This window comes from Collinsella sp. HCP3S3_D1, from assembly GCF_052064015.1.
In the GTDB taxonomy this organism is placed as follows: domain Bacteria; phylum Actinomycetota; class Coriobacteriia; order Coriobacteriales; family Coriobacteriaceae; genus Collinsella.
The window spans coordinates 57,070-75,301 of sequence record NZ_JBQHWK010000007.1 but is presented as its reverse complement, the minus strand read 5'-3'; the positions used below and the strand labels follow the sequence as shown (position 1 = coordinate 75,301).

General features: G+C 59.7%; 15 protein-coding genes. All 15 read right to left on the bottom strand.

The genetic code is table 11. The annotated features are described in order from the left end of the window. On the bottom strand, positions 1-498 hold the full coding sequence (locus ACTNDJ_RS03690) for a YqeG family HAD IIIA-type phosphatase (protein ID WP_117646451.1): 498 nt from the start codon (positions 496-498) through the stop codon (positions 1-3). A 2-nt stretch (positions 499-500) separates the two neighbouring features. Continuing rightward, on the bottom strand, positions 501-1,934 hold the full coding sequence (mltG, locus tag ACTNDJ_RS03685) for an endolytic transglycosylase MltG (protein WP_441083349.1): 1,434 nt from the start codon (positions 1,932-1,934) through the stop codon (positions 501-503). After that, entirely contained in the window at positions 1,927-2,355 is a 429-nt protein-coding gene (ruvX, locus tag ACTNDJ_RS03680) for a Holliday junction resolvase RuvX (RefSeq protein ID WP_035138185.1), read from the bottom strand. The genes mltG and ruvX overlap by 8 nt, the downstream gene beginning before the upstream one ends. Positions 2,356-2,372: 17 nt before the next feature. Next, positions 2,373-5,030 (bottom strand): alanine--tRNA ligase, encoded by a 2,658-nt coding sequence (gene alaS, locus ACTNDJ_RS03675; protein WP_441083348.1) that lies wholly within the window; start codon positions 5,028-5,030, stop codon positions 2,373-2,375. A gap of 148 nt (positions 5,031-5,178) precedes the next feature. Next, positions 5,179-6,588, bottom strand: coding sequence for an AI-2E family transporter (locus tag ACTNDJ_RS03670; RefSeq protein WP_441083347.1), 1,410 nt, complete (start codon positions 6,586-6,588; stop codon positions 5,179-5,181). Next, complete coding sequence (locus ACTNDJ_RS03665) at positions 6,585-7,376, bottom strand: RNA polymerase sigma factor SigF (RefSeq protein WP_427717298.1); 792 nt, start codon at positions 7,374-7,376, stop codon at positions 6,585-6,587. Before ACTNDJ_RS03665 ends, ACTNDJ_RS03670 begins: the two co-directional genes overlap by 4 nt. Position 7,377: 1 nt before the next feature. Beyond that, the gene (locus tag ACTNDJ_RS03660; RefSeq protein WP_154515503.1) at positions 7,378-7,755 is read right to left on the bottom strand and encodes an ATP-binding protein; all 378 of its coding nucleotides are present in this window, start codon (positions 7,753-7,755) and stop codon (positions 7,378-7,380) included. Further along, positions 7,748-8,338 (bottom strand): hypothetical protein, encoded by a 591-nt coding sequence (locus tag ACTNDJ_RS03655; protein ID WP_441083346.1) that lies wholly within the window; start codon positions 8,336-8,338, stop codon positions 7,748-7,750. Before ACTNDJ_RS03655 ends, ACTNDJ_RS03660 begins: the two co-directional genes overlap by 8 nt. 100 nt (positions 8,339-8,438) lie before the next feature. Further along, complete coding sequence (locus ACTNDJ_RS03650) at positions 8,439-9,788, bottom strand: replication-associated recombination protein A (protein WP_441041124.1); 1,350 nt, start codon at positions 9,786-9,788, stop codon at positions 8,439-8,441. 60 nt (positions 9,789-9,848) lie between these two features. Then, the gene (locus ACTNDJ_RS03645; RefSeq protein WP_441083345.1) at positions 9,849-11,096 is read right to left on the bottom strand and encodes a deoxyguanosinetriphosphate triphosphohydrolase family protein; all 1,248 of its coding nucleotides are present in this window, start codon (positions 11,094-11,096) and stop codon (positions 9,849-9,851) included. Between the two features lie 31 nt (positions 11,097-11,127). Then, positions 11,128-11,550, bottom strand: a complete 423-nt coding sequence (locus ACTNDJ_RS03640; RefSeq protein ID WP_441041128.1) for a prepilin peptidase — start codon at positions 11,548-11,550, stop codon at positions 11,128-11,130. Between the two features lie 78 nt (positions 11,551-11,628). After that, entirely contained in the window at positions 11,629-12,924 is a 1,296-nt protein-coding gene (locus ACTNDJ_RS03635) for a glycosyltransferase family 2 protein (RefSeq protein ID WP_154515488.1), read from the bottom strand. An 82-nt stretch (positions 12,925-13,006) separates the two neighbouring features. Next, positions 13,007-14,020, bottom strand: a complete 1,014-nt coding sequence (locus ACTNDJ_RS03630) for an RluA family pseudouridine synthase (protein WP_441016312.1) — start codon at positions 14,018-14,020, stop codon at positions 13,007-13,009. After that, positions 14,020-14,601: a signal peptidase II gene (lspA, locus tag ACTNDJ_RS03625; RefSeq protein WP_427717279.1), complete on the bottom strand. Its 582-nt coding sequence runs from the start codon at positions 14,599-14,601 to the stop codon at positions 14,020-14,022. Before lspA ends, ACTNDJ_RS03630 begins: the two co-directional genes overlap by 1 nt. 430 nt (positions 14,602-15,031) lie before the next feature. Then, on the bottom strand, positions 15,032-17,809 hold the full coding sequence (ileS, locus tag ACTNDJ_RS03620; RefSeq protein ID WP_441083362.1) for an isoleucine--tRNA ligase: 2,778 nt from the start codon (positions 17,807-17,809) through the stop codon (positions 15,032-15,034). Positions 17,810-18,232: the final 423 nt, after the last annotated feature.

Below are 18,232 nucleotides of genomic sequence, written 5' to 3'. Positions count from 1 at the left end.
CTATTCCTCGCAGGGAAGGTCGCGCAGGGCCCGGCGCTCAAAGATACGGAAGATCTGCGTATACCACAGGTCCTGAGTGGCCTGCGGCTTTACCAGGATGGTATCGACGCCGGCGAAATTGCCGCTCCACACGTCCGTGTAGAGCTGATCACCGATCAGCACCGCCTCGTCGGCCGTGGCGCCGAGGCGCTTAAGACCCGCCTTGAGGGCAAACGGAGCCGGCTTCATGGCGTGGCTAATGGCCTCGAGTCCCAACTCGCGTGCCGAGCTCATGACCTGGTCGCGATGCCAGTTGTTAGACACCATGCACAGCTTAAAGCCTTTGGCGCGGGCGGCGTCGAGCCAAGCGGAAACCGCGGCGGGAACCTGCTCGGTGTCGCGCGGCACCAGGGTGTTATCGCGATCGAGCAGAATGGCGCGTTTGCCGTCGGCCCACAGGGTATCAAGGTCGATGCGGTCGACGGATGCAACATATCGTTTGGGGCTGAAAATCCTCATGTTTAATTCCAAGACTGTTGGTGCTCTTCGTAGGTTTGCGAGAAGTACTCCTCGTCCTGCGTAATGTAGAAATACAGGTCATCGGAGTCGGTCGGCTCAAGCGTGGCCTTGAGTGCCTCGAGCGACGGGGAGCAGATGGGCGTGGGTGGCAGACCCTCGTGCTTATAGGTGTTGTACGGACTATCGCTCTGCAGGTCGTCGGCGGAAACCTCGCCACCGGTGACATACATCATGGTCGCATCGCTGTTAAGATAACGCAGACCGTCGAGCTTGCCGGCAAGGCGGTTGTAGAAGACCGAGGCGACATGTGCGCGCTGCTCGGCGTTGAGACCCTCGCGCTCAACGATGGAAGCGAGATTGATGATGTCGTAATCGGACATCTCCACGCCGTAACGCTCTTTGATCTTGGCCTCGCACCCGGCAAAATCGAGAGACTTGTACTCGGTGTTGAACTGATCGAGCATGGCGCGGATAACGTCATCGGCGCTCGGGTCCTTGCCCAGCGAATAGGTCTTGGGGAACAGAAAACCCTCGAGCGAATCGTTGGCAGCGCCCTTAAGGAAGCTATAGTCGTCCACGTAGTTGGAGGCCTTGGCCTGGTTGAGGAAGTCTTCCTTAGAGATGCTGTCGTAGGCCTGGGCCACACGGTCGGCGACTTGATCGACCGTTAGACCCTCGGGAATAGTAAGCGCATTGGAGCCCGCATTGGGGCCTTCCATGAGCTGCTGAACAACCTTGGTCGCATCCATGAATGTGGTGAACGAATAGGTACCAGGCTTGAGCGACATATCGGCATTGAGCTTTTTGACCGCCGCATAGTAATCCTTGGGATTTTCGACGATATGGTTCTCGGAGAGGATCGAGGCGATGGTGTCGCCCGAAGCACCGTCGGGAATGGTCACCGTAACCTGCTGACCAGCCGTAACCTTCGTATCCTCACCGGCAAAGAAGCCCTTGACGGCCGGCACGACAAAGAAAGCGATCACAGCAAGCGCGAGCACCGCCACCACAACGCCGATAATCATGGGAACCGGAGAACTCTTCTTTTGAGCACCGCGTCGAGCACGCGTGTCGTAGCTCGAGCGGGTCGCCGGAGCAACGCCATGCAAACCGCGAGCATGATGCGAATGAGATTGGGTGGCCTGCGTTCGCCGGACAGGTGCCTGCTGCTTAAAGCGAGTACCGCCTGCAGGCTGGGCCGTACGAGCAGTGGGCTGCTGAGCCGCGCGAGAAGCCGGATGCTGAACCGAACGAGCAGAAGGCTGCTGACCCGTCCTTTGAGCAGGTTGGGCCGAACGAGCGAAGGACTGCACCGGGCGCGCGCCAGGCTGAGCTGCGCGCTGCGTCGGCTGTGCCGGACGCTGGCCAGGCTGGGCAGGGCGCGACGCGGGCTGACGTGTACGATTCGGCTGGCGCGGATCGGAAGCGCTAGGCATGCGAAACCTCCTCGTTTTTACGATCGAGCCACGTCTGCAAAAACAGGCTGGCGGCAATCATGTCAATCTTGCCCCTCATCTGCTTTTCGTTGAGGCCCTGCTCGCGCAAGATACGCTTTGCCTCTTGCGAGGACAGACGCTCATCCTCAAACTCGAGCGGAAGATCGAGCTCGTCGGCGATCTTTTGTGCCACGGCGGCAACGCGCTCGGCTTGAGGGCCGGGCTCGCCGGCCATGGTCAAGGGACGTCCGCTTACCAGGATGTCGGGCTCATAGTCCTCGACCAGGTAACGGAACGTCTTGGCCATACCGGTGACCTCGGCGGCCGGGAGTACCTTGACAGGCATCGCCATCTTGCCATCACGGCTCGAGACGGCAATGCCAATCCTGGTCTCCCCTATGTCCAGCGCGAGCGCGACCACAGCGACTACTTCGGTTCTTAGGCGCCCAGCGCGGTCTTAGCGGCCGCGAGGGCATCGGCGATACCGGCGGCGTTCTTGCCACCGGCCTGGGCCATGTTGGGACGGCCGCCACCGCGACCATCGACCAGGCCCGCGATCTGCTTGATCACGTTGCCGGCGTGGAAACCGGCCTTGACGGCGTCATCGGAGCCGGCGGCGAGCAGCGCCGGGGTGCCCTTCTCGGTCACGCTGGCGACGACGCAGGCAACAGGGCCAGCGACCTTCTGGTGCACAGTATCCCAGACGTTGCGCAAATCGGCGGCCTCGAGACCCTGAAGTTCAGCGACGACGAGCTTGTAGCCGTCGAGCTCGACAGCGCCGTCGATGGCACTGGAAATGGCGTCGGAGGAGCCACCAGTGAGCGCCTTCTTGAGCTTGCCGGCGGTCTCGCGCAGCTCGGCCTGCAGGTTCTCCACACGAGCGGGAACCTCGTCGACACGGCACTTGAGCGCAGCGGCAGCGGCGTCGACGAGTGCCAGGCGGTCGGCCATGTAATCGAGAGCGCCCTTAGAGGTCACGGCCTCGATACGGCGGACGTTGGAGCCCGTAGAGGACTCGGAAATGATCTTGAACAGGCCGATCTCGGCAGTGTTGGCGGCATGGGTGCCACCGCAAAGCTCACGGGAGAACGGCTGGTCCTCGGCGCCCACGGAGACAACGCGGACAACGTCGCCGTACTTCTCGCCAAAGAGGGCGACAGCGCCGGCGGCCTTGGCCTCGTCGATGCCCATGACGCGGGTAACGACCGGCTTGGAAGCGAAGATCTGCTGGTTGACCAGGTCCTCGACAGCCTTGAGCTGCTCGGAAGACAGGGCCTCAAAGTGCGTGAAGTCAAAGCGCAGGTGCTCGGGCGTCACCAGCGAGCCGGCCTGGGAGACATGCTCGCCCAGGACCTGCTTAAGGGCGGCGTCGAGCAGGTGCGTGGCGGTGTGGTTGCGGCGCAGGAAGCCACGGCGCTCGGCGTCGAGCGCGGCGGTCACGGTAGCGCCGACGGTCAGCGTGCCCTCGGCAACGTGGGCGACGTGGGCATACAGGCCGTTGTGGTTCTTGGTATCGGAAACCGTCAGCGTAACGCCCTCGGCGGATAGCTTACCGGCGTCGCCCTGCTGGCCACCCATCTCGGCATAGAACGGAGTGCGGTCGAGCACGACCTCGACGTCCTCGCCGGCGGCAGCGGACTCGACGGACTCGCCGTTGCGCACGATGGCAACAACCTTGGCACCCTCGATCACATCGTTGTCATAGCCGTCGAACTCGGTCGCGGCAACTTTGTCGGAAAGCTCGACCCACACGTCGTTGAAGCTGCCCCAGGCGTCGCCCTTGGCATTGGCGCGGGCGCGGGCCTTCTGGTCCTCCATGCAGGCGGTAAAGCCGTCCATGTCGACGTCGTGGCCAGCGGTGCCGGCGATCTCGACGGTCAGGTCGATGGGGAAACCAAAGGTGTCATGCAGCTTAAAGGCAACATCGCCCGGAAGGACAGCGCCGTCGGCGAGCGCGGCCAGGGCCTCGTCCAGGTAAACGCGGCCGTTGTCGAGCGTCGTGGAGAAGCGCTCCTCCTCGGAAGCGACGATACCCTTGACGAGCGCGACGTTCTTGAGCAGCTCGGGATAGGCCTCGCCCATCTGAGCGTTGACCTCGTCGATGAACTTGGTCAGGAAGGCGCCCTCGATACCCAGCAGGCGACCGTGGAACACGGCGCGGCGGAGCAGGCGGCGAAGGACGTACTCGCGGCCCTCGTTACCGGGGAGGATGCCGTCCGAGATCATGAAGTCGACGGCACGGGAGTGATCGGCGATGATACGCAGCGAGCGGCTGGCACCGGAGTAATCGTCGGCGTCATAGGTCTTGCCGCTGATCTCCTCGCCAAGCTTGATGAGGTGCTGCATCAGATCGCCGTCGTAGTTGGCGGTCTTGTGCTGCATGATAGCGGCCATGCGCTCCAGGCCCATGCCCGTATCGAGGTTGCGGTGCGGCAGCTCCGGCATGGAGCCGTCCTCCTGGCGGTCGTACTGGGTAAAGACGAGGTTCCAGAACTCCAGGAAGCGGTCGCAGTCGCAGCCGGGCTTGCAGTCGGGGCTGCCGCAGCCGACCTCCTCGCCCATGTCAAAGTAGATCTCGGAGCACGGACCGCAGGGGCCGGTGGGGCCGGCGGCCCAGAAGTTGTCGTCCTCGCCCAGACGCGAGATGTGATCCTCGGCAACGCCCAGAGAGCGCCACACGTCATGGGTCTCGTCGTCCTCGGTAAAGACGGTGAAGTACAGGCGGTCGAGCGGCAGCTTGAACTCCTTGGTGATGAGCTCAAAGGCCCAAGCGCAGGCCTGCTGCTTGGAGACGCCGCCAAAGGAGAAGTCGCCGAGCATCTCAAAGAAGGACAGGTGACGGCCATCCTCGCCGATGCAGTCGATGTCGTTGGTGCGGACGCACTTCTGGCAGGAGATAGCGCCGATCTCCTTCATGGTCTTCTTGCCCTGGTAATACTCCTTAAACTGGTTCATGCCGGCGTTGGCAAGCAGCAGCGAAGGATCGTCGGGGACGAGGGACGAAGAAGGATAGAGCTTAAGACCGCGCTCCTCAAAGAAGTTGAGGAACTTAGAGCGAATCTCAGCCGTAGTCATTGACGGGTAGTCAGCACTCATAGAGGGAATCTCCTCGGTTTCACATCGAAACAGTTCAAACGTAACGATATTACCATCCCACCGCGCAAGTGCAAAAAAGAGGGTCGCCAAACAGCGACCCTCCAGCGAATTTGCACGTTATTGCCTATGAACTTGAACTTGAAATGGCTTACTGCTCATCATCGTCCATGGAACCGTCGATGCCGGTATTGGTATCGTCGTCCGAGTTGGAATCGTCATCTTTGGCGAAGGGATTCTTGAAAAAGCCCGTAGCATCGGGCTGAAGGCCCGAGAGCTTGATCCAGGGGTTATCGAGCTCGGGTTTGGGCATGGCCTGGGCCTCGGGCGCAGTCTCGTTACCGATGAGCTCGGACTCATAGATGAACGTATCGTCTCCAAGCGCGTCATAGGCGGCAACCGGGTTGCCCTCGGTATCGCGATAGGGCGTGCCCTTAAACACGGCGCCGTCGTATGCCACGAGCTGACGGCCGGTCTCGTTCTCAAAGTAGTAGACGAAAATGCCCTTGAGGGCCGCGCACAGCGGAATGGCGATGACCATGCCGATGGCGCCCATAAGCGCCGAACCGATAACGAGGGCCGTCAGGCTCATGATGGGATGCACCTGGACCGAGCTCTGCATGACCTTAGGCGAAATGACGTTGTCAGTGACATTTTGCGCCACCATGGTCACGACCAAAGTCCACAAAGCCAGCATCGGGCTGAACATAAAGCCGAGCACCGTGGCGATCGCCGCGCTCACCCAGGGACCGACAACAGGAACCAAGTGCATAATGCCCGTAAAGATGGCCATGAGTGCCGCGTAGGGATGGCCAATGAGCGTAAAGCCGATAAAGGCGAGGATGCCACCGCAGATGGACGTCACGACCATGCCACGCATATAACCGCCGACCGAGCGCGAAAGAATCGCAACCATAAAGCGGTACGAGGTCTCCTTTTCCTGCCCGATGATGGTGCAGACCTCGTGGTGCATACGGGGATAGTCGCAGGCCAGCCAATAGGCAAGCACCAGACCGAGGAAGATGACGAACAGCTGCGAGGCCGTATTGGTAATGAACGGGAATACACCGCGACCAAGCTCGGCGGCAATCTGAGATACATACTTGGACGCCACGGTAACCAGCGAAGAAAGATTATCGTCCAGATACTCTTTGAGCGGCGTGTTGTTGAGCGTCTTGGCATGCGAGACCATCTCGTTGAGATCACCGCCAGCAACACGAAGCTGCTCAGGCAGGCGGCTCAAGACTTCCATGATCTGGCCAAAGAGAATCGGCGACAAGATGCAAACGACACCGACGAGCACAGCAACGACCACGATCAGCGCGATAAGCGAACCAATGCCACGGTTGACGCCGTGATGCTCGAGCCAGTTAGTGATCGGCGACATCACAAAAGCGATGATGGAACCGACAGCTAGAAACTCGATAACCGGCGCCAAGATACCCATAAGGTTAAAGATGACGGCGGCGATGACAATGCAGCCGACGACGGCCCAAATGCGAAGCGTCAGAATACGGGTATCGCGCAGCGCGCGATCGATTTGTTGGGGGTGTTCACTCATGAACGAACCATCACTCCGTCGGGGTCGATCTTGTCCTGAACCTTCTTAAGGGTACGGCGCAGCAGGCGCGAGACCTGCACCTGCGAGATGCCCAGCTTCTTGGCGATCTCGATCTGGGTCATGCCCTTTACGAAACGCAGCTCGATAACCTCGCGCTCGCGCGGCGAGAAATCGCGGATGGCCTCCTCAATCACCAGGCGGTCATCGGTAAAGTCGAGCTCGTTGTCGTCGTCGGCGTAACGGTCGAGAATTGAAGGCGCGTCGTCAGAATCGGACGCACCGGGGGCCTCGATGGGCACCGAGGTATAGGCCGAGGACGATTCCATGGCCTCCAGCACCTCGTCTACGGTCACGTCTAGGTACTCAGCGATTTCCTCAACCTTAGGCGAGCGCTGCAGCTCGTTAGTGAGCTTGTCGGTGGCCTGGTTAACCTTGGCAGAGAGCTCCTGTAGGCGACGCGGAACGCGCACACTCCAACCCTTGTCGCGGAAGTGACGCTTGATCTCACCCAAGATGGTGGGCGTGGCAAACGTGGTGAACTCAAGTCCGCGCTCGGGGTCAAAGCGGTCGATAGCCTTGAGCAAACCCAGATAGCCGACCTGCATGAGGTCGTCAAGCGGCTCGCCGCGATTCTTAAATTTGTTGGCAAGAAACCTTACCAGGTTCATATGGGACATGACGAGCTGCTCGCGGGCGTCCGGATCACCGGTCTCTTTGTAGCGACGAAACAGCTCGCGGGTTTTCTCCTTGTCCCAAGCGGTCTTACCGCTCCGGGAACGTTCGGTCATATTAGATATCCGCCTTGAGATCGAGGGAAAGCGTCAGAGGCGCCGCAGTCTTTTCGTAGGAATCGCACACGCTTGCCAGAATGAGCTCGGCATATACGGCGGCCTGGTCATCCTCATCGACAGTCGCCTGGTCGCCAAAGGTGAAGGTCATGCCCACGTGAGACTCATCGACATCGAATTTGATCGAGATAACGTCAGAATCAACGGCCGTGCAGCCAAAGATGAAGGCCTCCTCGGCAGCCATACGAATGTCCTCGATGCGATCGACGGACATGGAACACAGCGCGCCGACATTAGCCGCCGTCATGCGTACCAGGCGTGCCAGACGCGGATCCCCGGCAACAGTCAGCGTGATAGAGCAAGTTGCTTCACTACTCATCGCAGGACTCCTCGGAGGTCTCGGCGGGCGTGTAGGTGTAATACCGGGCTGCTTTAGCAGCAGGCTTCTGTGCATCATCGTCACCAGCAGCGGCATCGTCCCCGGCTTCGCCAATCAGGACACGCTCGGTCGGCTGCTCGGCTTCGGCGGCAGCGGAAAGATTGCGCTCGGCCTCGACCGCGGGAGCCTTCACCTTGTTAAAGAGTTTCTGAACGGCACCGGCCGCAGAGTCGGTCACGCTCGACACGGCATTGCTGGCCTCGGCCATGCTGCCCGTAACCTCGGAAATGTCGCGAACCACGGCTTCGACCTCTACGAGATTGGAGGTAAGGGCGTCGACGGCGGTCTTACTCGACTTGAGGAGCGGCTCAACCTGCGCCAGCGCGGGGGTGAGCTCATCGACGGCGCCATCGAGCTTTGCTACCACGGGCTGAGCCTCGGCAATGGTGTTGTTAAGGTCGCTCACCGTCTTGTCGAGCGAATCAACGACAGTGCGGGTCTTTCGCAGCGTGAGCGCGAGCTCGATGACAGCCCACACGCCGGCAACGGCGAGCAGCAGCAGGGCGATTTGGATGGGACTCATACAAGCCTCCCGAAGGAATCGAAATACAGACGCTGTTCATGGTACCCCAAAGGGGACCGAACATGCCAAGAGCAGCAACGTGAGACAAAATTACCAGCAGCTACTTCGGTGCATTCCCGCTACGGTCGCGCTCGCTTTGCTCTACACGCCACTCTTCCCAGCCGCGGCCGGCAGGCTGCCAAAACGCACCGCGCTCAAGCCCCTCGGGCAAATAGCGTTGATCGACCCAGCCTTCGGGATAATCATGCGGATACTTATACACACCGTATTCGTCGCTGCCCGGGCGATGACGATCGCGTAGATAGCTCGGCACCTCGCGCAGCCCACTTGAATGAATATCGGCCAACGCCGCATCAATCGAGGCCTCACACGCGTTGGATTTTGGCGCCAAGCACACATAGAGTGCAGCCTGAGCCAGGTTAATGCGGCACTCGGGATAACCGATGACCTCGGCAGACTTAAACGCGGCATGCGCCACCAATAGCGCCTGCGGGTCGGCGTTGCCAACATCCTCAGAAGCCTGAATCATAATACGGCGAGCGATAAACTTAGGATCCTCCCCCGCATCGATCATGCGCGCGAGCCAATAGATCGTGGCATCGGGGTCGCTGCCGCGCATAGACTTAATAAACGCGCTGATGATGTCATAGTGCATGTCGCCGTTTTTGTCATACGAAAAACCACGGCGCGGATTGGCAATCTTTACGTCATCCACGGTAATGGAATAACGCTCCCCCGCCGCCGGCGCTGGCGTTCCCTCGGTATCGGGACGCGTGACGGCAATCTCGCTCGCAAGCTCGAGCGTCGTGAGTGCCGAGCGAGCGTCACCCGCAGCCAGCGCGCAGATGGTCTTAACCGTATCCTCATCGGCCGAGAACTTGCCGTTCAAACCCTGCGGCGCCTCGAGCGCACGCTCGATAAGCGTGGCGATATCCTCGTCCTTTAAATGTTCAAGTTCCACCACGCGACCGCGCGAGAGCAACGCCGAGTTGACCTCGAAGTACGGATTCTCCGTCGTGGCGCCAATCATAATGACGGTACGGTTCTCAACCGCATGCAGCAGGGCATCCTGCTGCGACTTGGAGAAGCGGTGAATCTCGTCGATGAAAAGAATGGTGCGACGGTCGTACGTATTCAGGCGCGTCTTGGCCTCGTCAATCACGCGGCGCAGGTCCTTCACAGTGCCCGTCACGGCGCTGACCTCGACAAACTCGCTCTTGGTATGGTTGGCGATAATGTGGGCCAGTGTCGTCTTGCCCGTACCGGCCGGCCCATACAAAATCACACTCGACAGCACGTCATGCTCAATCGCGGCACGCAACCACGAGCCCTTACCGACGGCCTTTTGCTGGCCCACGTACTCGTCGAGCGAATTGGGCCGCATGCGCACCGCAAGCGGCGCATTCTGAAAGGAACGCTCACGCGTCGAAGCAGAAAAAAGGTCGTCCATAGCCATCCCGTGCATCAATCAAAAACGTTTTCCATGAACAGTATACCGAATATATACGAACTACCGTTCGTTAATATAGGTACGGTGCGGAAACATCAATCCCGGGAACAGCTTGCTCGTGAGCTCGCAGAAATAACCGTCCGTCATGCTCGCAATGTAATCCACGACCGTCTGGTCCTTATCGTCCTGCCATGCATAGGTGCGATCGTAGTAGGAAAGCTGCTGCTCAATGCGAGAAATGTGGTGCTTAAAGATATACGAGGACTCGTCGCCTTCGTTTATATCCCGCAGGCAACGGTCATAGAGCTTTTCGAAGGCCTCGCGCAGCTCCGCTTCGGAGTCGCCTTCTATGCCGCCCTTGCTATAGATCTTCTCGTAGTTCTCGCGCTTGGCCCGGCGGATCTCCTCAAACAGGTCCTCGCTCATCTCGATGCGCGGCTTGCCATAGCTGTGCTCGACGATATCGATAGAGGCATGCGTAAGGATCCAGCTGTTGTATGCACCGCCCAGGTCATCGTCAAAGGCGTCGGGTGACAGCAGGCCCGCCGCAATGGCGTCTTGGCGATCGCGCCCAACGTAGGCAAGGATATCCGAGATGCGAACCACGCAGCCCTCGAGCGTCATGGGGCGCAGGTGCTCAATTGCGCTATAACCCGTGGCAATGCATTCCTCGACGGTTCGGTCGAACTGGTTAAAGGAACCCATGTCCGAAAGCTCAAAAACACGCTGTTCGTACTCGCCGTTGTGGCACAGTACGCCATCGAGCGTCTGGAGCGACACGTTGCGGCCGTACAGCGCGTCGAGCACGCGGACCGACTGCACATTATGGAAAAAATAACGCCCCGTGCGCTCGTGATAGATATCGTTGAGGAAACGTTCGCCGGCATGGCCAAAGGGTGTGTGGCCCAAGTCGTGGCCCAAGCCAATCGCCTCGATCAGATCGCAGTTGAGCCCCAGAGCACGCCCGATATCGCGAGCGATGCGCGAGACAAGCTGCACGTGCAGGCCGCGGCGCGACAGATCGTCGTTGCTGCGAAAACTGAAGACCTGCGTTTTGCCTGCATAACGTGTGTATGCTGGCAGATGCAGAATCTTTTCGATATCGCGCATAAAGGCCGGACGCATAAGCGTGCCCTCGTCTGCGGCCCGATCGACACGGCGGATGGCCTGGTCGTCACCGCATCGATAGGGATTAACGACACCCGAGGCGCGGTCGGCGGCAATGCGCTCGACCAGCTCGGGCGACAACGCCGCGGGAATGCGATCCAGGCGCGCCTTGATGGCGGCTGTCTGTTGATTGATTGCCATGGCATGCTCCTTAAAAAGGGCGCGCAAACGGTTACAGCGTACTACCCACGAACTCGATTATGGCAAATATTGGCACCAAAAACGGCAGCAAAGGCAGCGAGCGCGATTTTACGATGAGACAGGCGGCGGCAAGGGTCAGGAGCGCAACCGCAAACGCGACGACGCCGCCCAGGGGATCGAAGGTGCAAAGGGCAAAGAGCGCCTTGGCATCCCCCATGCCAATGCCGGGGGCATGGCGAAGGCGACGCCAGAGTGACTCAGTAAGCACAAGGGCAAGGTAGACGATGACCGCAAGACCGGCGTGGTCAAGCGCCATGTTAACGCCCTTGTCGAGCCAGACGCCTGCAAACGCCGCCACCGCACACGCGCCGGCAAGCTCATTGGGAAACCGCCGCTCGCGGGCATCAATCGCCGCGCCGGCAAAGATGCAAATCCAAAACGGGATATAGAACATCGAAACCCCTCAACTGAGCGCTCAAACGTAAAAACCACCGCAAAGGTTCTATCCCCTTTGTGGTGGTTTTGATGGTGGTTATTTGGCGCCCTGCATGACCTCGTCGAGGGTAACGCTTACGGCGTGCTGCGTCGGCACCCAGTCAACCTTCAAGAACAGCGCTGCCACCGTAATGGGGATATAGCTGAACATAAAGATCGGGAAGGTAAACAGGTTGGTTACCAGACGCCACTTTTGCGCGCAGTGAATATGCTTGTATTCAAAGATAGTCGTGAGCAGCGCCAGGATAAAGAAAGTCTGATACATCATAGCGAAGGTCATAATGAGCGAAGCGGCACACGCCTGCATCTCGACTTCGGTAGCCAAGAAACCGTGCGAAAGGCCGCCCACGATGAGGAACGTCGCATTAGCGAGCATCGAGATCAGAGAGAGCAGCATGCCCGGTGCGATCGTCATAAACATGTCGTAGGCGGCAAAGCGATGATAGCGGAAGGTCGATTTTACCAGGTGCTTACCGTACGTAAAGAACACCTGGTAGAAGCCCTTGGTCCAACGCATACGCTGTTTCCAGGATGCCTTAAACGTCACGGGCTGTTCGTCAAAGAACTCCGCCGGCGCATAGCCAATGCGAATGCCGTGAATGGCACAGAACGTGGTGAACTGAATATCCTCGGTCAGCGTATGGAACTGCCAGCCGTGCATACCCTCGATAACGCTGGCGGAGATGAGGTAGCCCGAACCCGAAACGGCGCAAGACGTCTTACAGATGTTGCGCGCGTTGTTGAGAAAGCGCGCCTCACGCAGATACCACGTGGCATTAGCTGCCGAGATCCACGAGCTGCCAAAGTTCTTGGAATTGCGATAGCTCGTAACAACATGAAAGCCCTGGTCAAAAGCATCGTTCATCTTGGACACGTAATCGCGGGCGATAACGTTATCGGCATCGAAGATAAAGTAGCCTTCAAACGTATCGGGATACTCGTTAAGGATGCGGTCGAAGCCATAGTCCATGACCCAGCTCTTGCCTTTACGGGCCAAGTCATTGCGCTCATAGACGACGGCGCCCGCCTCGCGCGCGAGCTGCGCCGTGTTGTCGGTGCAGGCATCGGCGACCACGAAGACCTCGATAAGCTCGGACGGATAATCTTGGTCCTTAATGGAGCGCACGAGGTTGGCGATCACGGCCTCCTCGTTATGCGCCGCGATAAAGAAGGCATAACGATGGAGCTTCTTGGCCTTGGGAGGCGCGACCTCACCACGAAGAGCGCCGATGACAAAGAAGACCACCTGGTACAGAAAACAGACCGTAAGCAGCGTGACGACAATCTGGTTGAAGATCACGATAGGTGTGTTGGTTTGTAAAAAGGCGAGCATGCAGGCTCCCAGGAACGCGTGACGTAAACAACCGTATATCTTACCGCAGGCTTACGGAGTTCAAGAAACCACCTAATACTGGCTAGGCCTCGAGCAGACCGAGCTGAGGGACGATTTCGTTGCCAGCGGCAGTGCGACCAAGCGAACGCGGGGCCAGATCATCCAGAACCGCCGCAAGATCCCATGGCAGCTCGTCACGGCACTCGATGTGCTCCCCCGTCACGGGATGATCGAACGCCACACGCCAGGAATGCAGGAACTGCCTGGTCAAACCCTGATCGGCACGAGCATCGCACTTACCATAGAGTGGATCGCCCACGCAGGCGTGGTTGATATGGCGCATGTGCACGCGAATCTGATGCGTGCGGCCGGTAAACAGGTGACACTCGACAAGCGTGTAGCCGTCGTCGAAGCGCGTGGAATCAAAGCGCTCAAGGACCTTAAAGGTCGTGATGGCCTGGCGCGCAAAGGGGTCATCGGAAACCGCCATCTTCACGCGGTCGCGCGTGGAGCGAGCGATACCAGTATTGATAGTGCCCTCGTCCATGGCAATGTGCCCATGAACGAGCGTAATGTAGCGACGGTCGAGCGTGCGCGTGCGGATGAGATTTTGAAGCGCACGCTGGGTGTCGTCGTCTTTAGCCGCGAGCATAAGGCCCGAGGTATCGCGATCCAGACGATGCACGATGCCGGGGCGGTCCTCGCCCTGCACGGTGCCAAGATGGTCGATGCCGCAGTGATAGACCAGAGCATTCGCAAGGGTGCCGCTCTCATGACCATGCGCAGGATGGCACACTAGGCCGCGCTGCTTGGAGAGCACCATGAGATAGTCGTCCTCGTAGCGAATGTCGAGCGGGATGGCCTCGGGGATCACGTCGGTCGGGTCATGCGGCTCGGGCAGGTCGACCGAGATGCGGTCACCGGAGCGTACGGCATACTTTTTAGATAGGCAGGTCTCGCCGTTGACGGCAACGGCGCCTCCCTCGATCAGATGCGCGCAGGCAGAGCGCGTGGGACAGCCATCGTTGGCGCCCAGATAGGCGTCGAGACGTTGACCGGCGCAATCGTCGGCAACGAGAATATGGATGTCGGCCATTAGCGCTCATTCCTTTCGCGAATCTTGCGGGCACGCTCCCCACGCTGCTTAGCTTTACGTTTGGCGCGGGCCTCGTCACGGGCGTTGAGCTCGGCGGTCGCATCGACCTCGCGAGCGGCGGGACTCAAGAACATGTATCCGATGAGCGCCAGCACGACACCGGCGGTAATGCCGATATCGGCCACGTTAAAGACGGGGAAATCAATGAAGGTAGTGGCAATAAAATCAGTCACAAAGCCCATGGCCAGGCGATCGATCGCGTTGCCGATGGCGCCGCCCGCAACCATGGCCATACCCACGACCTCTAGGCGAGCGAGCTGAGGAGCACGGAGCAAGTACACGGCAATGGCGGCAATGGCCGCAAGCGCCAGCACGGCAAACGCTATGCCATGGCCCTCGCCCATGCTAAAGGCAGCTCCGATATTGCGGACAAACACAAAATCGATCACGCCGGGGATAACAGTCATATGCAGGGTGTCGCCCACGGCACGAACCGCAAGCTTGGTCAGCTGGTCAACAAGCAACACAAAGAGCGCCACCCCACCAGCAACACCCAACCGCCAACGCAAAGGCGGCGTCATATCCGCACCACGACCCAAAGAAATCCCCTACCCTCAAAACAATCGAATTCCATATAACGCAAATAACCATCTTATATTGCCATACGCAGAACGCACGACATATCCACCAATGCGACAAAGGGGCTGTCCCCTTGTCCCTTCACCGGGTAGTCTTTTTGGCAGTCTTTTTGGGACGGGGCTTTTTTAGCTACCCAGTCCAGCGCTTTCGAAGATTAAGTCCTTATTTGAGGTAGGGCAGCTAAAAAAGCCCCGTCCCAAAAAGACTAACAGCGGATTGGGTCATATGAGCGAAAACCCGCCAGAGCGAGCAAGGTGCCTTGAAGCAAGGCGGCATAGACCTTCTGGTCATGCCGCCGAAGCTGAAAGGCAGATTGCCGCCCTGGCGGGTTTGCAGCGTCAACCTGTTACGCGGTTTGGTAAAACCGCGTAACTACAAGGCATTCGCGCAGCGCTTGCAGATATGCGCGTGACCGTTGTACTCGCCGACGGTGGTGCGATAGTTCCAGCAACGGTCGCAGCACTCGCCCTCGGCGGCCTCAATAGCGACGGAAAGCTCCTCGCCCTGGGTCAGCTCAACATCGGAGACGATGTAGAACTCGGCCAGATCGACGGCCTTGTCGCCGGTCAGCAGCGCATACATCTCGGCGGGAACGACCGCCTTGACGCGGACCTGCTGGCTCTTGGTGAAGGTGCCGGCGGAGCGGGCATCCTCAAGGGCCTTGGTCACAGCGCTACGGAGCTCGAGCGAGGCCTCAAGCACGCCCTCGAACTCATTGGCCTCGTCGACCGTGATGGGCGACTTGTACCAATCGAGCAGCGCGGCGTACTTCTGGTGATCGACGCAGCCGGCGGGCGCATAGGCCATGGCCTCGTCGACCGTGTAGGACAGGATCGGCTGCAGGTCGCGCATGAGCATCGAGAAGAGCTCGGCCAGCACGGTCTGGGCGCTGCGGCGCTCGAGCGAGCCGGGCTTGTCGCAGTACAGACGGTCCTTCAGGGCGTCGAGGTACACGTTGGAAAGCTCGGTAACCACAAAGTCGTAGAGCGCACGGTAGGCGCGCGGGAACTCGTAGCTGGCGTAGGCGTCGTCGACCTCGGCCTGGACCTGGGTCAGACGGGCAACCATGAGCTTGTCGAGCGGCAGCAGGTCGGCAAAGGCGACGCCGTCGGTCTCGGGCTCAAACTGACCCTCGAGCTCGGAGAGCAGGAAGCGCAGCGTGTTGCGGAAACGACGGTAGGCATCGGACGTACGAGCAAGGATCTCGTGGTCGATGGAGACGTCGGAGCTGGTATCGACCGAGGCGACCCACAGGCGGATGATATCGGCGCCCATCTCGTCGCAGACCTTGTTGGGGTCGATGACGTTGCCGAGCGACTTGGACATCTTGCGGCCCTGGCCATCGAGCGTGAAGCCCTGCGAGACGACCGCCTTGTACGGGGCGTGGCCGTTGGCACCCACCGAGGTGAGCAACGAGCTCTGGAACCAGCCGCGGTGCTGGTCGGAGCCCTCGAGGTACACATCCGCCGGGTACTCAAGCTCGGGGCGATACTCGCAGACGGCCTTCCAGGAGACGCCGGAATCCCACCACACGTCGAGGATGTCCTTATCGGCCTTGAGGTGATGGCCGCCGCACTTGGGGCAGACGCAGGCCTCGCCCAGGTAGCTCTCGGGAGCGTCGGTGAACCAGGCGTCGGAGCCCTTCTCGTGGAAGAGCTTGATGACGGCGTCGAGCGAGGCGTCGTTCATGACCTTCTCGCCGCAGTCGGCGCAGGTGTAGCTGGGGATAGGCACGCCCCAGTTGCGCTGACGGCTGATGCACCAGTCGGGACGCTGCTCGACCATGGCACCGATGCGGTTGGCCGCGTGGGCCGGATACCACTTGACGTTCTCGCGGATCTCTTTTCCAGCCTGCTCGCGCAAACCGGTCTTGTCCATCGAGACAAACCACTGGTCGGTAGCACGGAAGAGCACCGGGTGCTTGCAGCGCCAGCAGTGCGGATAGCTGTGCGTGATCTTCTTCTCGAGGACCAGGGTGCCGCGCTCGCGCAGGAACTCGATGATGTGCGGATTGGCCTCGTCGGTATCCATACCGCTGAAGGGGCCACCGGTACCAAACTCCTCGCCGGTGTAGAACTTACCGTCGTCATCAACCGGCATGCAGATATCGGTGATGCCCTCCTTGAGGCAGGCGAAGTAGTCGTCGACGCCGTGGCCGGGCGAGTTGTGGACGATACCGGTACCGTCATCGACGCCGACGTAATCGGCCAGCAGTGCCACGCCCTCGACACCGTCAAAGATCGGCTGCTTGTAGTGGATGTGGTGGAAGGTCTCAGCGGGAACCACATAGGGCTTACCGTCGACCATGACCGGGGTGTACTCCCAGCCAAACTCCTCACAGCACTTGGGAGCCAGGTCCTCGAGCATAACCTCGGCACGGCCATCGTGCTCAACGGCAACATAGGCGGCGCCGGGCTTAAGGGAAACGGCCTGGTCGGAGGGGATGGTCCACGGCGTGGTCGTCCAGATGATGAAGTCAACCGGGCCGTCGAAGTTCTCGAGACCGGCAGGCTTAGTGGTCATCTCAAAGCGCACGAAGATGGACGGGCTCGTCTCGTCGGAGTACTCGATCTCGGCCTCGGCCAGCGCGGTGTGGCAGTGCTTGCACCAGTGGACGGGCTTATGACCGCGATAGATCATGCCCTTATCGAACATGGCCTTGAAGACCTCGATGTCGGCGGCGTCATGCTGGTGATAGAGCGTCAGATACGGGTTGTCCCAGTCGCCAAGCACGCCCAGGCGACGGAAGCCGGCCTTCTGCAGCTCGATGTTCTCGACAGCGAACTTATTGCAAAGCTCGCGGATCTTAGCCGTGGAGGTCTGGTTGAACTTCTCGGTGCCGAGCTTCTCCTCGACCTTGTGCTCAATCGGCTGACCGTGGCAGTCCCAACCGGGGACATAGGGAACCTCATAGCCCTGCATCATCCAGTAACGGTTGATCATGTCCTTAGAGATCTTGTTCATGGCGTGGCCGATGTGGATCGGGCCGTTGGCATACGGAGGGCCGTCGTGCAGCACGAACTTCTTGTGACCCTTGTTCTTCTTTAGAACTTGCTCGTAGACCTTGTTGTCCTGCCAGTCCTTGAGTCGCTTGGGCTCGGACTTGGAAAGACCGGCACGCATGGGAAAACCGGTCTTGGGCAGATTCATCGTCTGCTTGTACTCGTTTGCCACGGTACCCCTTTCTTGTCATGGGCGCGCACGCCCTCTGGGCACCAAAAAAGCGCCCGTCCCTGCAAGCTGGGACGAAGCGCCACAAGACAGGCAGTCTGCCCGTAAAAGCTCTTCGCTTAACCACCCAGCTTAGATGCCCTCGCCCGCGTCGCCGCGCGCTCGCATCCGTTACTCGGCTGGCCTGTATCGACGACCATCTCGGCGATATCTACTAAGACGTGCCTGCGCGGCACGTCCGTTGGGACCGCAGCTCCGGGGTGATTTTCATCGGTCGCATGCACGGGTTCTCAGCGCTCCCCGCTCTCTGTAGCATGCGGACGGCCGACTACTCGTCCCCATCAACGCTTATGCGGAGTATGCTAGCACGTTCCGCGCCGGCGAAAAACCCTCAACACTGGT

What these genes read in the sequence shown, in the direction of transcription:
- ACTNDJ_RS03630 (WP_441016312.1), bottom strand. Translation starts at nt 14,020, where the DNA reads ATGGCCGACATCCATATTCTCGTTGCCGACGATTGCGCCGGTCAACGT.
- ACTNDJ_RS03650 (WP_441041124.1), bottom strand. Translation starts at nt 9,788, where the DNA reads ATGGACGACCTTTTTTCTGCTTCGACGCGTGAGCGTTCCTTTCAGAAT.
- lspA (WP_427717279.1), bottom strand. Translation starts at nt 14,601, where the DNA reads ATGACGCCGCCTTTGCGTTGGCGGTTGGGTGTTGCTGGTGGGGTGGCG.
- ACTNDJ_RS03665 (WP_427717298.1), bottom strand. Translation starts at nt 7,376, where the DNA reads ATGACCGAACGTTCCCGGAGCGGTAAGACCGCTTGGGACAAGGAGAAA.
- ACTNDJ_RS03655 (WP_441083346.1), bottom strand. Translation starts at nt 8,338, where the DNA reads ATGAGTCCCATCCAAATCGCCCTGCTGCTGCTCGCCGTTGCCGGCGTG.
- ACTNDJ_RS03635 (WP_154515488.1), bottom strand. Translation starts at nt 12,924, where the DNA reads ATGCTCGCCTTTTTACAAACCAACACACCTATCGTGATCTTCAACCAG.
- mltG (WP_441083349.1), bottom strand. Translation starts at nt 1,934, where the DNA reads ATGCCTAGCGCTTCCGATCCGCGCCAGCCGAATCGTACACGTCAGCCC.
- ACTNDJ_RS03660 (WP_154515503.1), bottom strand. Translation starts at nt 7,755, where the DNA reads ATGAGTAGTGAAGCAACTTGCTCTATCACGCTGACTGTTGCCGGGGAT.
- ACTNDJ_RS03690 (WP_117646451.1), bottom strand. Translation starts at nt 498, where the DNA reads ATGAGGATTTTCAGCCCCAAACGATATGTTGCATCCGTCGACCGCATC.
- alaS (WP_441083348.1), bottom strand. Translation starts at nt 5,030, where the DNA reads ATGAGTGCTGACTACCCGTCAATGACTACGGCTGAGATTCGCTCTAAG.
- ACTNDJ_RS03670 (WP_441083347.1), bottom strand. Translation starts at nt 6,588, where the DNA reads ATGAGTGAACACCCCCAACAAATCGATCGCGCGCTGCGCGATACCCGT.
- ACTNDJ_RS03645 (WP_441083345.1), bottom strand. Translation starts at nt 11,096, where the DNA reads ATGGCAATCAATCAACAGACAGCCGCCATCAAGGCGCGCCTGGATCGC.
- ACTNDJ_RS03640 (WP_441041128.1), bottom strand. Translation starts at nt 11,550, where the DNA reads ATGTTCTATATCCCGTTTTGGATTTGCATCTTTGCCGGCGCGGCGATT.
- ileS (WP_441083362.1), bottom strand. Translation starts at nt 17,809, where the DNA reads ATGAATCTGCCCAAGACCGGTTTTCCCATGCGTGCCGGTCTTTCCAAG.